Source organism: Paraburkholderia sediminicola (genome assembly GCF_902859805.1).
In the GTDB taxonomy this organism is placed as follows: Bacteria; Pseudomonadota; Gammaproteobacteria; order Burkholderiales; family Burkholderiaceae; genus Paraburkholderia; species Paraburkholderia sediminicola.
On sequence record NZ_CADIKC010000001.1, the window covers coordinates 424,884 to 437,049 of the forward strand.

The window sequence follows — 12,166 nt, forward strand, 5'->3', positions numbered from 1 at the left end:
CACGCCTTGTCCGACAAACCCAGCGCCACCCACGGCGCCACGCTCGACCAGACTCTTCCAGCGGACGGCCCGATGAGCGCCGCCAATCGCCGCGCGATGGCCGCGATCATGCTCGCAGTCGCGCTCGCCACGCTCGACACAGCAATCGCCAACACCGCCCTGCCCGCCATCGCCGCGGATCTGCACGCTGCGCCCGCCGCTTCGGTGTGGATCATCAACGCCTACCAGCTCGCGATGGTCGCGACACTGCTGCCGCTCGCCGCACTCGGCGACATCGTCGGGCATCGCAGGATTTATATCGGCGGCATTGCGCTGTTCACGCTGGCGTCGCTGGCGTGCTCGCTCGCTTCCACACTGCCGATGCTGGCCGCCGCGCGCGTGCTGCAAGGTCTCGGCGCGAGCGCGATCATGAGCGTCAACACGGCGCTGATCCGCTATCTGTATCCGCCGCATCGACTCGGGCGCGGCCTCGGCACTAACGCGTTGATCGTCGGCGTGTCGTTCGCGGTCGGGCCGACGGTGGCCTCGCTGATTCTGTCGGTTGCCGCGTGGCCCTGGCTGTTCGCGGTCAACGTGCCGCTCGGTCTGCTGGCGCTGGCCTTCGCATGGCCCGCGCTGCCGCACACCGAGCGCGGCAAGCACAACTTCGACCCGATTGCGGCGCTTCTCAACGTGATCACCTTCGCCGCGCTGATCTTCGCGCTCGGCGAAGCGGCCCAGCGCGCCTCGACGCAACTGGTGCTGAGCGCGGCCGCGATCGCCGTGGTGTTCGGCCTGCTGCTGATTCGCCGTGAAGCCGGTCACCCCGCGCCGATGCTGCCGGTCGATCTGTTCAAGCGGCCGGTGTTCGCGTTGTCGGCCGTGACTGCGGTGTGCTCGTTCGCCGCGCAAGGGCTGGCGTTCGTGTCGCTGCCTTTCTACTTCGAGGACGTGCTGCATCGCAGCCAGGTCGAGACCGGCTTTCTGATGACGCCGTGGCCCGTGGTGGTCGCACTGGCCGCGCCGCTGGCAGGCAGTCTGTCTGATCGCTATCCGCCGGGCCTGCTTGGCGCGATCGGTCTTGCCGTGATGTCGGCGGGAATGGCGTCGCTGGCGTTGTTGCCGGTGCATCCGCATGTGCTCGACATCGGCATCCGCATGGCGATTTGCGGCGCGGGCTTCGGCTTCTTCCAGTCGCCCAACCTGAAGGCATTGATGGCGAGCGCGCCGCCCGAGCGCAGCGGCGGCGCCAGCGGCATCGTCGCGACTGCCCGGCTGCTTGGGCAGACCACCGGCGCTGCGCTGGTCGCGCTGAGCTTCGGTATCGCCGGACGCCATGGACCCACACTGGCACTCAGCACGGGCGCCTTCTTTGCCGGCGCGGCGAGCCTTGCGAGCGGACTGCGGCTGTTCGCGCCTTCGCATCGCTCAGGCGTGCACGCGAAAGCGTCGGCGAAATAAACAAAACGGGCGCACTGCTGTGGCAGTGCGCCCGTTTTTTCTTCGCGGTATTTCGGTTAATGCGCGTCGGTTAATGCGCGGCGAAATACCCCTTCACCGCAGCGAGAAACGTATCGATATCCGCACGCGACACATCCTTATGCGTGACGAAGCGCGACGCGTAGAGCATCTGCGTGAGGACGCCGCGCTCCTTGAGCCACGCTTCAAGCGGTGCGCAATGTTGCTGCGGAAAATGCGCGAACACCATGTTGGTCGCGATCGACTGCACCTTGACATGGTCGATCGATTCAAGACCGGCCGCCAGATGCGCGGCGTTGGCGTGATCGTCGGCGAGACGCTCGACGTTGTGATCCAGCGCGTACAGGCATGCCGCCGCCAGCACGCCGGCCTGACGCATCCCGCCGCCCAGCACCTTGCGCCAGCGATGCGCCACGTCGATCAGCGCCTTGCTGCCGACCAGAACCGAGCCGACCGGCGCCCCCAGCCCCTTTGAAAAACAGATCGAGATCGAATCGAACGGCTCGCACAGCGCCGCGACCGGCTTGCCCGATGCGACCGCCGCGTTGTAGACCCGCGCGCCATCGAGGTGAGCCGACAAACCATGCTTACGCGCCAGCTGCACCGCCTCGTCGACATAACCCGCCGGCAGCACCTTGCCGCCGATGGTGTTCTCCAGCGCCAGCAGCCGCGTACGCGCGAAGTGGTTGTCGATCGGTTTGATCGCGGCGGCGATCTTCTCTAGCGGAATCGAGCCGTCGGCGGCATTCTCGAGCGGCTGCGGCTGGATACTGCCGAGCACCGCCGCGCCGCCGCCTTCGTACTTATAGGTATGCGCCAACTGGCCGACGATGTATTCGTCGCCGCGGGCGCAATGCGCCATCAACGCCGCCAGATTGCTTTGCGTGCCGCTCGGAAAGAACAGGCCGGCTTCCTTGCCGGCACGCTCCGCGACCGTTGCCTGCAGACGCAGCACGGTTGGATCGTCGCCCCAGACGTCGTCGCCCACTTCGGCGGCCGACATCGCCGCGAGCATAGCCGCGGTGGGACGGGTTACGGTATCGCTGCGCAAATCGATCATGGTGAGAGCCTTGTGTGTCCCTGTTTGTGTCAATGCCTGACAGCCTGCGACAGCCGGCGCGGGCACCGCATCATCTGCGTCGATGAGCGGCCGCGGTTCCGGCTGTAGAGCCACACAGTGTATTCAATTAACGCGACGCTGAAAACCGCGCTAATAAGCGCGGCTTACCCGCCCGACTTCGGCAGCCACGCGAGCGGGTCGACCGGTTGGCCGTTCTGGCGGACTTCGAACTGGATCGACGCCACGCCGCGGCTATCCACGCCGACTTCGCCGATGGTTTGTCCTTGCGCGACAGCGTCGCCTTCCTTGACGAGCAGCGTGCTGTTCTGCCCGTAGGCGGTAATCAGCGAGTCGTCGTGCTTGATGATGATGAGCGGACCGTAAGCCTCGATACCCGTGCCGGCGTAAACCACCCGGCCGGTCGCGGCCGCCTTGACCGGATCACCCGCGTGGCCACCGATCACGATACCGTTGGACTTGCCCGGCGCGAACGCTTTCAGCACAGGACCCCGCAACGGCCACAGCAACACCCCTTGCTGCGCCACGCCGGGCGCGCCATTCTGACCGGCAACGCCAACCGGCGGCGTCACCACGCTACCCGACGCCATTGGCGGCGCCACCCGCAGCACCTGCCCCGGATTGACCGCCGAATTCGCTGCGAGGCCGTTCCATGCAGCAATCTCCTGCGGCTTGCGACCGTACGCCGACGCGATGCCCGCCAGCGTGTCGCCCGGATTGGCGCGGTAGTAACCGGCCGGCACAGGGACCGTGCCAAGGGTAGTCGGGTGGGACGGCGCGCTGCTGTAGAACGGCGTGCTTTCCCACGGCATCGACGTACAACCGCTGATCATCACGCCGAGTGTCGCCGAGATCAGCAACCGGGTCGCCGTGAATTGCCATTGTCTTGTCATGTGATTTTCCTCGACACGTAGATTCAATCGGATTCAATCAGCCCCAAGCATTCGCCGTGCCGCTCGCTACGGGCGCCACGGCGCCTATCCGCGCCTATCCACATTATGCCGCCGCGCACGTTGGCAACGGCTTCGACACGGTATGGGCCAAGGAACCGTCAGACACTGCCCTCAGCCTCGACCACCAGAATGCGCGCCGCGCCGATCGGATGCGCGACATGTTCGGTGCCGACCGACGCGTAGAACACGTCGCCCGTTTCCAGAATCGCCGACAGTTCAACGCCGCCTTCGCGATAGCGCATTTCCACGCGGCCATCGAGCACGGCGAACACTTCCTCGCCGTCGTTGACATGCCACTTGTACGGCTGATCGGTCCAATGCAGGCGCGTCGTAATGCCGCCCATGTTGGCGATATCGAGCGCGCCCCACGGACGCGTCGCGGTGAAGCTCTTACTGCGAATGATCTTCATGGTGAATAGTGGGTTGAGAAGCAGTCGGTATCGACGCGTTATCCGTGCCGCATACCAAACCGCCCGGCCCAGCGGGATCACGCATTTCGACCGACCCCATTATAGGTGTTGCAGCAGGCACAACCGCGGCCATACGGCCTCGCGAGCGCATTCGTGTGATTATTGAATCGTTTCAACCCTCGCCTATACTCAGTCATGCTGCCGCAACGCACCGTACGCAAACGCCTGGATCCAGCGAGGAGTTGAGGATGAACAAAGCCACGTTTCTGGCCGTGCAACTCAACGTCGACGATATTGCGGCGTCGCCTGGTTTGGTCGAGTTGCTGAACACCCATCTGGTTTTCGCGGCAGACGTCGCCGAAGCCGCCGACGCGCTGGTCCAGCTGGCCAGTATCGCGGGATTGTCGAGCGGCGTCGAAGCCAGCGTCGAGATTCCGGCGCTGGCGATCGAACGGCTGCGCGAGGCGCTCGACAATCTCAGCGGTTACGACGAATCCTGGTTGCTTGCCCTCGAACCCAGCCGCGCGCTGTTCGATGAAATAGGCCGCCGGCATCGCTCCCTGCATTAAAGCTGCGCTCGCGGAAAACGCTTCCGCACTGCCGCGCACCCCGGTGCTCAGCCGCTAGTACCGCCGGTCCGCCACTTTTCGCTCACCGCCCGAACAGCCAGATTGTCCGGCATGCATGACTGTCGACGCCGTCTGAAGGTTTCTGGCGAGTCAACCGGAGGAACCGCCGTGAAAAGTCTCCTGAACCGCCGCAGCGTGCTGGCAGGCCCATCGCATCTCGTGCAGGTCGCGCGAGAGAACGCCGCCGATTCCGTATCGCCCGACGATAGCGAGGAAGCGGCACTGGCCGCGGCGGCCGGCGTCGCGCCGGCTGTCACTCCCGCTGGCGCACCCACCGCCCCAGTCGCCGAGCCGGCGCGCCCTGTGACGACGTTGCGGCCGGTGCCGGTGGTGCCCTCGCAGGTTAGCGCACGCGGCGTGCAGATGGCCGACACCGCCGAAATCGAATGGCTCGCCGAAGAAGAAGCGCTGACGCCGTTCCGCGTGTTCCGCAGCTTCGCCTATTCGGTCAGTCTGCTGTTCCACGCGAAGGAGCTGGCGTACTACGTCGCGCTGTATCAGGACGGCTCGCTGTGGCGCGCGCTCAAAGCTGCTGACCTCGAAGCCGCGGAAGCGGCCTTCCATCACTTCGAGGAACAGGCGACGCGGCTTTCGGAAGGCGAAACGCGCCGCGCGCAACTCGAGGCGCAAAACGAACAGCTTGCACGCATGATCGCCCGCTCCGAAGCGCAGGCCGAACGCTTGCGCACGGACCTGCAACGGCGCGGCGCGCAGGAACAGACCGTGTCGAACCGGCAGCATCAGGTGCGCAAGGAGGTGTCGCAACTGGAAGCGCAACGCGTCGCCGCGCAGGCGCATCTGAACAAGGCGCATCGGCAGATTCATCAACTCAACCTGACCAGCAACGAAGGGATTCCGCATTTGCCGAACCGTTGAAGCGCGCCTTGAAATCGGTCTGACGCCAAGTCCAGGCCGTAAACGACAAAACGCCGCCCGGCAATCCGGGCGGCGCTTTTTTCATTACCCGCCGCCTGTCAGCCAGGCGGCGTTCACATCAGCTTCGGCGAATTAGTTGCCGAAGTAGACCGAGTTACGGTCGTTGCCAGTCACCGGACGGCCAGCTTGCGAGGTGCCTGCGATCGGTGCGCCGTAGCCGCTGTTCACAGCTTGAGCGGTGCCGTTCTGTGCATCGACGCGGGCTTGTGCAGCTTGCAGGTTAGCCGGGTAGTCAACATGATCGCCGATCGGGTTGTAACCGGCCTTTTCCAGTTGCACCAGTTGAGCGCGCACTTCAGCGCGGGTAACCGGCTGGTTCGATTGAGCAAACGAAGCAACAGGAGCGACCAGAGCAGCGGCGACGACAACTGCAGAGATAAGAGTCTTCATGATGTAAACCTCCAGAACTTGTATTTAATGTGCTTTGGGCTCGTTGTCCCGTAGCGCTTAAGTAGAAGTTTAGGAGCGGCAACATCTAGGGGAAACCCCTGAAACGATGAAACTCTATTCCAAAATTCGCAATAGTAGAGGGTCCAGCGTGCTGCCACGCTATCTGTCCAATAGCTATCAGCAATAATTGCCCATCCAGATTTCAATCGCTTGCGCGGCCCGGCGCGCCTTGCTGCAAGCGCGCACCGGGCCACGATTCAAACGCTCAGCTCCAGTTCGCGTGGAAGCTGCCCGGCTTGTCGATACGCTCGAACGTATGCGCGCCGAAGAAATCGCGCTGAGCCTGCACCAGGTTCGCCGGCAGGCGTTCCGACCGATACGCGTCGAAATACGCCACTGCCGACGCGAATGCCGGCACCGGCACGCCCGCGTTGATGGCGGCGATCACAACTTCGCGCAACGCCGACTGATAGTTCTTCGCGATGTCGCGGAAGTACGGATCAAGCAGCAGATTGGCGATTGCCTTGTCTTTCGTATAGGCGTCGGTGATCTTCTGCAGGAAGCGGGCGCGGATGATGCAGCCGGCGCGGAAAATCTTCGCGATCGTGCCGTAATCCAGATCCCACTTGTACTCTTCCGATGCCGCGCGCAGTTGCGCAAAACCTTGCGCGTACGAAATCACCTTACTGAAGTACAGCGCGCGGCGCACCGATTCGATGAACGCGTCACGCTCGGCGCCGAGCGGCCTGGCTGCCGGCCCTTCGAGCACCTTGCTCGCCGCCACGCGCTGAGTCTTCAGCGACGACAGCACGCGCGCGAACACGGCTTCCGTAATCAGCGGCAGCGGTGCGCCGAGGTCGAGCGCGTTCTGGCTGGTCCACTTGCCGGTGCCCTTCTGCGCCGCGCGATCGAGGATCACGTCGACCAGATCCTTGCCGGTTTCTTCGTCTTTCTTCTTGAAGATCTTCGAGGTGATTTCGATCAGGTAGCTGTCGAGCTCGCCCTCGTTCCATTCGGTGTAGACCTTGGCCAGCTCCTCGTTCGACAGACCGACGACCTGCTTGAGCACCGCATAGCTCTCGGCGATCAGCTGCATGTCGCCGTATTCGATGCCGTTGTGCACCATTTTCACGAAATGGCCCGCGCCGTCCGGACCCATGTACGCGACGCACGGCTCGCCGTCCGGCGCCTTGGCGGCGATTTCGGTAAGGATCGGGGCGACGAGATCATAGGCGTCGCGCTGGCCGCCCGGCATGATCGACGGGCCTTTCAATGCGCCCTCTTCGCCACCCGACACGCCCGTGCCGATGAAATGCAGGCCGGACTTCGCGAGATCCTGATTGCGGCGGATGGTGTCCGTGAAATGCGTATTGCCGCCGTCGATCAGGATGTCGCCCTTGTCGAGCAGCGGTTTTAGCTGGTTGATTGTCGCGTCGGTGCCTTCGCCTGCCTTGACCATTAGCAGAATGCGGCGCGGTTTTTCCAGCGATTCCACGAAGTCTTCCAGCGTGAAGGCCGGCACCAGCTTCTTGTCCGGATATTCGGCGATGAGTTCGTCGGTTTTCTCGCGACTACGGTTGTACACCGAGACCGCGTGGCCGCGGCTTTCGATGTTGAGCGCCAGATTGCGGCCCATGACCGCTAGCCCCACCACGCCGATTGCCTGTTTGCCCATGTGAATTCTCCAGAGTCCAATGAATGTCGGGACGCCGCGCCGGAAAGAACGTCGGCGGGACGTCGAGGGTGAAAGGATAAAAGAAATGCTGGCTTGCCGCTCGCTGACGTGCATTGCCACTCAACGAGCGGGTTTTCCACTGCGTGCGGGCCTCAACTTTATGCCGCGCCCCGCGATGCGCTTTATGACGCACCGCTTACGCGCCGCATGACACAGCGTCTGTCAAACCCGCGCCGCGTCCAGGCGTTTCCTGAAAACCAGACTGAAATTGTTCGCCGGCATCGCGATCGGCTCGTCGCACACGAGTCCGACCGATGCGCCCAACGCGACCACCGCTTCCATGTCGCGCACGCCCCACGCGGGGTCGCGGCTGCGCAATTGCTGATCGAACGCATCGTTGCTCGGCGAGGTTTGCGCGCCATCGCGTTTGTAAGGGCCGTACAGATACAGTACACCGCCGTCGACCAGTCGGCGACTCGCGCCGGCGAATAGCGCTTGCGTTGCGCTCCACGGCGAGATGTGAATCATGTTGATACAGACCACGGCGTCGAACTGATCGGGCGCATTCATCGTTTGCACGCCCCAATCCGCCTGATGCACATCGAGGGCGAGCGGCGCGCGCACGTTCGCCAGCCCTGCGTGTGCGATCCACGCCGCAATCGACGCACGCGCATCCGCATCGGGATCGCTCGGTTGCCAGTCAAGCCCAGGCAATGCGCCGGCGAAGCAGATAGCATGCTGCCCCGTGCCGCTCGCGATTTCCAGCACACGGCCGGTGGGTGGCAGCACCTCGCGCAATACGGCAAGGATGGCTTCGCGATTGCGTTCGGCGGAAGGCGAGTGTTGCCGCAACGCCGGATGGGAATCAGTCATGTTCAGTTTGTTTCAGTACAGGATCGTGCGCACGCGCTCGGCGAGTTCACGGTCGTAGGTCGCGGCATCGAAACTGGCGCCGTTGATGCGGCGGTGAATCTCGCCGGCACTCGGCAGTCGCGAACGTTCGACATGACGCGCGGGATCCCACAGTTTCGAGCGCACCAGCGCCTTCGAGCAATGAAAGTACACCGCTTCGACGTCGATCAGCAGCACGGTGCGCGGCAGTTTACCTTCGACGGCGAAACTGTCCAGCAATTCCGGATCGTTGGAAATCCGGCCGCGGCCGTTCACGCGTAAACTTTCGCCGACGCCCGGAATGATGAACAACAGCGCCAGCTGCGGCTCAACGATGATATTGCGCAGACTGTCGACGCGATTGTTGCCGATGCGGTCCGGCAGCGCGAGCGTGCGTTCGTCGATCACGCGCACGAAACCCGGCGCGTCGCCACGCGGCGAACAGTCGAGGCCTTCGGGACCGGCGGTGGCGAGCACGACGAAGGGCGCGACTTCGATGAACGCGCGATAGTCTTCGTTGACGTAGGGAATCTCTTTCTTCACTGCGCGTTCGTGGGGCTGACCGTAGATTGCTTCGAGCTGGTCGATCGTCGTCAACATCGGCGTTCCTTTTGCGGGACGGTTGCTTTTCGTGAGAGCGGTGCTGCGTGGGATTGGAATTATCGACGATTTGCGGGCCGCGCGCGGCTCGGGAAGCACGGGCAGTCGGTTCAATCCAGTGCCAGACGGCCCGCCAACGCGGTCAGCGTGTCGGCACAGGGCGCCGCGATTTTCAGCGACAGCAGCGGATCGGCGCGCGTGCGCCCCAGATTGATCGCGACGATCGGCTTGCCCTGCTTCTGCGCCCACACGCAGAAGCGATAGCCCGAATAGACCATCAGCGACGAGCCCACCACCAGCACCGCGTCCGCCGCATCGAGCGCATGCGAGGCCGCTTCGACACGCTCGCGCGGCACGCTTTCGCCGAAGAACACCACGGCGGGCTTCAATAGACCGCCGCAGTTCGTGCACGCCGGAATGCGGAAAGCGTCGAGATCGTGCCACTCCAGATGCGCGTCGCCGTCGGCGGCGGTTTCGGCGGTGACGTTCAGCAACGCGGGATTGTCGGCTTCCAGCGTCTGCTGGATCGACGCGCGTGAATGCTGCATGCCGCAATCCAGACACGTGACGCCGTCGATGCCGCCATGTAGTTCGATCACCTCGCGGCTACCCGCCCGCTGATGCAAACCGTCGACGTTCTGCGTGACGAGCGTCGGCACATGGCCCGCTGCCTCGAGCCGGGCGAGAGCGGTATGCGCGGCATTCGGCTGCGCGTCGGCCACCACCGGCCAGCCGACCATGCTGCGCGCCCAGTAGCGCCGGCGCATCGCGGCGGTGCCGAGAAATTCCTGCAGCGTGATCGGCGGCGAACGTTTCCATTCGCCGTTGTCGTCGCGATAGCCTGGAATGCCGGAATCGGTGCTGATGCCGGCTCCGGTCAGCACGAACAGACGCGGGTAACGCTGCACGAAGTTATGCAGGTCGTCCAGCGTGTGCGTTTCGTTGAAGGGTTCGATGTGCGCGGGCTGAAGGTCGGTCATGGCGGGGACGGGGTATGGCTGCGGACTCGGCGTAAAACCTGAAATTCCGTTTAGCGGCGCGTACGCGGTTTGCTCTGCCGCGCTTTCCATTCGGCGAGCGCTAACTGATAGCGCTCGAGTGCTTCATCGTAGAGATCGAAGACACACGGATTGCAGCCGCTATGACAACAATCGTCGAGGTCGGGCTGCACGGGCGGCACCGGCTCTGGGTCGTCCCTGGGTGTGGCGCGGGGCACGGCGAATCGCTTTTCCGGAAGGTGGGAAGCGCCCAGTATAAGTTGATCTTCCGCGCCGCGTGCGGAGGGCCCCCGCTCAGCCTCGCCCGACGAATGGCATCTTGCTCGCCATGATGGTCATGAACTGCACATTCGCCGACAGCGGCAATTCGGCCATATGCAGCACCGCGTCGGCGACGTGCTGCACGTCCATCAACGGCTCGACGGCGATTTCGCCGTTCGCCTGCGGCACGCCGCGCGCCATCCGCTCGGCCATTTCCGTCGCTGCATTGCCGATATCGATCTGCCCGCACACGATGTCGTATTTGCGGCCGTCGAGCGAAACCGCTTTCGTGATGCCGGTAATCGCGTGCTTGGTCGCCGTGTAGGCGATGCTGTTCGGCCGCGGCGCATGCGCGGAAATCGAACCATTGTTGATGATGCGGCCGCCCCGCGGCGTCTGCGTTTTCATCAGACCGAAGGCGGCGCGTGTGCAAAGAAACACGCCCGTGAGATTGGTGTCGACCACTGAGCGCCATTCGTCGACATCGAGTTCATCGATATCCACCGGCGAGCCATTGCGGCCCGCGTTATTGAATAGCACATCGAGACGGCCGCGCCGCGAACGGATCGTGTCGAACAGTGCGGCGACGCTGTCAGCGTCCGTCACGTCGCAGGCCACGGCAAGCGCGTCGCCGCCCAGTTGCTGCGCTTCTTCGACCACGGCATCGAGCGGCGCCTGACGACGGCCGGCGAGTACGACGCTATATCCGTGTTCCAGCATCTTGAGCGCGCAGGCCCGGCCGATGCCGCTGCCCGCGCCCGTCACCAGCGCGACCTTCTTGATCCCCGTTCCTGTCACAGCACTTCTCCCGCTCGGTTTCTTTGGCCTTAGCACCATACAACAGCGGCGCGCCCGGCGCGAAGCAGCCTGTCTTTCAGCATTCTTTCATTACTTATCGTTACCTTCCGCAACAGCGTCGCATTGCGCATCAATGGTATCGTTGGCTGTTGCGCGTCACGCGCGCGATTCATGGCCTTCCCAGGACGGAGGAAGGAAGACAGGAAGCACGCTTTATGAACAGACTTTTCACCCCGCATCGCAATGAACCCGCGCCGCAGCACCGCTGGCCGCGCACCGGCTATCCCGCGATGCTCACCGCCACGGCCGCATGGCACGTATTCGTGCTAGCCGGCTGCCTGCTGGCACCCGCCGCATGGCCATGGTGGCTCGCCGCGATCTTCGCGAATCACGCTATTTTCACAGTAGCCGGCCTGTTGCCCCGCACCTCGCTACTGGGCCCGAACTGGACGCGCCTGCCCGACGGCGCGCGCAACGCAGACGCGATCGCACTGACCATCGACGACGGCCCCGATCCGGTCGTCACCCCGCAAGTGCTGGATCTGCTCGACGCTTTCAACGTGCGCGCCACCTTCTTCTGTATCGGCGCAAAAGCGCAACGCTACCCGGAACTCGCACGCGAGATCGTCGCACGCGGCCATGCGCTCGAAAACCATTCGCAGGTTCACGTACACACGTTTTCGGTCACGTTTCCGGGCGCGCTCACGCGCGAGATCGAAGCGGCGCAACGCACCTTCCAGGCATTGAGCGGCGAACGGCCGATGTTCTTCCGTGCTCCGGCGGGCTTGCGCAACATCTTTCTCGAACCCGTGCTGCGCAAACTCGATTTGCGGCTCGCGGCGTGGACGCGGCGCGGCTACGACACGCGCGAGCGCGATCCCCACGTGGTCGCGCACCGGTTGCTCCACGGCCTTGCCGCGCGCGACATCCTGCTGCTGCACGATGGAAATGCCGCGCTCACCGTCGAGGGCAAACCGCTTATACTCGCCGTCCTGCCACGCGTGATCGACGCGGCGCGCCACCAGCACCTGCGCTTCGTTACGCTGCGTGAAGCACGCGTCGACGACTGAACTGCCAGCAATCCTTCCG

Annotated in this window: 14 protein-coding genes; 4 read left to right on the forward strand and 10 right to left on the reverse strand. The window is 63.9% G+C overall.

Annotated elements, in window-relative coordinates; genetic code table 11:
* Positions 1-72 precede the first annotated feature (72 nt).
* The gene (locus R8871_RS01885; protein WP_175049938.1) at positions 73-1,440 is read left to right on the forward strand and encodes an MFS transporter; all 1,368 of its coding nucleotides are present in this window, start codon (positions 73-75) and stop codon (positions 1,438-1,440) included.
* Between the two features lie 70 nt (positions 1,441-1,510).
* Here R8871_RS01885 and ltaE read toward each other — a convergent pair whose 3' ends face one another.
* The 3 genes from ltaE to R8871_RS01900 all read right to left on the reverse strand — a co-directional run bounded on the left by ltaE (position 1,511) and on the right by R8871_RS01900 (position 3,899).
* Positions 1,511-2,518: a low-specificity L-threonine aldolase gene (gene ltaE / locus R8871_RS01890; RefSeq protein WP_175048793.1), complete on the reverse strand. Its 1,008-nt coding sequence runs from the start codon at positions 2,516-2,518 to the stop codon at positions 1,511-1,513.
* Between the two features lie 164 nt (positions 2,519-2,682).
* Positions 2,683-3,429, reverse strand: a complete 747-nt coding sequence (locus R8871_RS01895; RefSeq protein ID WP_175048794.1) for a murein hydrolase activator EnvC family protein — start codon at positions 3,427-3,429, stop codon at positions 2,683-2,685.
* 158 nt (positions 3,430-3,587) lie between these two features.
* The gene (locus R8871_RS01900) at positions 3,588-3,899 is read right to left on the reverse strand and encodes a cupin domain-containing protein (RefSeq protein ID WP_175048795.1); all 312 of its coding nucleotides are present in this window, start codon (positions 3,897-3,899) and stop codon (positions 3,588-3,590) included.
* A 248-nt stretch (positions 3,900-4,147) separates the two neighbouring features.
* On the opposite strand from R8871_RS01900, the gene R8871_RS01905 reads away from it, so the two are divergent.
* Positions 4,148-4,468, forward strand: coding sequence for a hypothetical protein (locus R8871_RS01905; RefSeq protein ID WP_074289890.1), 321 nt, complete (start codon positions 4,148-4,150; stop codon positions 4,466-4,468).
* Positions 4,469-4,636: 168 nt separating this feature from the next.
* Positions 4,637-5,404, forward strand: a complete 768-nt coding sequence (locus R8871_RS01910; protein ID WP_175048796.1) for a DUF2968 domain-containing protein — start codon at positions 4,637-4,639, stop codon at positions 5,402-5,404.
* A gap of 132 nt (positions 5,405-5,536) precedes the next feature.
* On the opposite strand, the gene R8871_RS01915 is transcribed toward R8871_RS01910, so the two are convergent.
* The 7 genes from R8871_RS01915 to R8871_RS01945 form a co-directional block, all read right to left on the reverse strand.
* Positions 5,537-5,854 carry a DUF4148 domain-containing protein gene (locus tag R8871_RS01915; RefSeq protein WP_175048797.1) on the reverse strand — a complete coding sequence of 106 codons (318 nt, stop codon included), beginning with the start codon at positions 5,852-5,854 and terminating at the stop codon, positions 5,537-5,539.
* Positions 5,855-6,119: 265 nt separating this feature from the next.
* On the reverse strand, positions 6,120-7,529 hold the full coding sequence (gene gndA / locus R8871_RS01920) for an NADP-dependent phosphogluconate dehydrogenase (protein WP_175048798.1): 1,410 nt from the start codon (positions 7,527-7,529) through the stop codon (positions 6,120-6,122).
* Positions 7,530-7,751: 222 nt separating this feature from the next.
* Positions 7,752-8,402, reverse strand: coding sequence for a DUF938 domain-containing protein (locus tag R8871_RS01925; RefSeq protein WP_175048799.1), 651 nt, complete (start codon positions 8,400-8,402; stop codon positions 7,752-7,754).
* Between the two features lie 12 nt (positions 8,403-8,414).
* A complete protein-coding gene (locus tag R8871_RS01930) occupies positions 8,415-9,020 on the reverse strand; it encodes a pyridoxamine 5'-phosphate oxidase family protein (RefSeq protein WP_175048800.1) in 606 nt (201 codons plus the stop codon).
* A gap of 110 nt (positions 9,021-9,130) precedes the next feature.
* A complete protein-coding gene (locus R8871_RS01935; protein WP_175048801.1) occupies positions 9,131-10,000 on the reverse strand; it encodes an NAD-dependent protein deacetylase in 870 nt (289 codons plus the stop codon).
* 50 nt (positions 10,001-10,050) lie between these two features.
* Complete coding sequence (locus R8871_RS01940) at positions 10,051-10,236, reverse strand: oxidoreductase-like domain-containing protein (protein WP_175048802.1); 186 nt, start codon at positions 10,234-10,236, stop codon at positions 10,051-10,053.
* 76 nt (positions 10,237-10,312) lie between these two features.
* Complete coding sequence (locus R8871_RS01945; protein WP_093634811.1) at positions 10,313-11,077, reverse strand: SDR family oxidoreductase; 765 nt, start codon at positions 11,075-11,077, stop codon at positions 10,313-10,315.
* Between the two features lie 215 nt (positions 11,078-11,292).
* On the opposite strand from R8871_RS01945, the gene R8871_RS01950 reads away from it, so the two are divergent.
* A complete protein-coding gene (locus R8871_RS01950) occupies positions 11,293-12,147 on the forward strand; it encodes a polysaccharide deacetylase family protein (RefSeq protein ID WP_175048803.1) in 855 nt (284 codons plus the stop codon).
* The last annotated feature ends 19 nt before the right edge of the window (positions 12,148-12,166 follow it).

What these genes read in the sequence shown, in the direction of transcription:
- gndA (WP_175048798.1), bottom strand. Translation starts at nt 7,529, where the DNA reads ATGGGCAAACAGGCAATCGGCGTGGTGGGGCTAGCGGTCATGGGCCGC.
- R8871_RS01905 (WP_074289890.1), top strand. Translation starts at nt 4,148, where the DNA reads ATGAACAAAGCCACGTTTCTGGCCGTGCAACTCAACGTCGACGATATT.
- R8871_RS01900 (WP_175048795.1), bottom strand. Translation starts at nt 3,899, where the DNA reads ATGAAGATCATTCGCAGTAAGAGCTTCACCGCGACGCGTCCGTGGGGC.
- R8871_RS01885 (WP_175049938.1), top strand. Translation starts at nt 73, where the DNA reads ATGAGCGCCGCCAATCGCCGCGCGATGGCCGCGATCATGCTCGCAGTC.
- R8871_RS01935 (WP_175048801.1), bottom strand. Translation starts at nt 10,000, where the DNA reads ATGACCGACCTTCAGCCCGCGCACATCGAACCCTTCAACGAAACGCAC.
- R8871_RS01930 (WP_175048800.1), bottom strand. Translation starts at nt 9,020, where the DNA reads ATGTTGACGACGATCGACCAGCTCGAAGCAATCTACGGTCAGCCCCAC.
- R8871_RS01915 (WP_175048797.1), bottom strand. Translation starts at nt 5,854, where the DNA reads ATGAAGACTCTTATCTCTGCAGTTGTCGTCGCCGCTGCTCTGGTCGCT.
- R8871_RS01895 (WP_175048794.1), bottom strand. Translation starts at nt 3,429, where the DNA reads ATGACAAGACAATGGCAATTCACGGCGACCCGGTTGCTGATCTCGGCG.
- ltaE (WP_175048793.1), bottom strand. Translation starts at nt 2,518, where the DNA reads ATGATCGATTTGCGCAGCGATACCGTAACCCGTCCCACCGCGGCTATG.
- R8871_RS01950 (WP_175048803.1), top strand. Translation starts at nt 11,293, where the DNA reads ATGAACAGACTTTTCACCCCGCATCGCAATGAACCCGCGCCGCAGCAC.
- R8871_RS01925 (WP_175048799.1), bottom strand. Translation starts at nt 8,402, where the DNA reads ATGACTGATTCCCATCCGGCGTTGCGGCAACACTCGCCTTCCGCCGAA.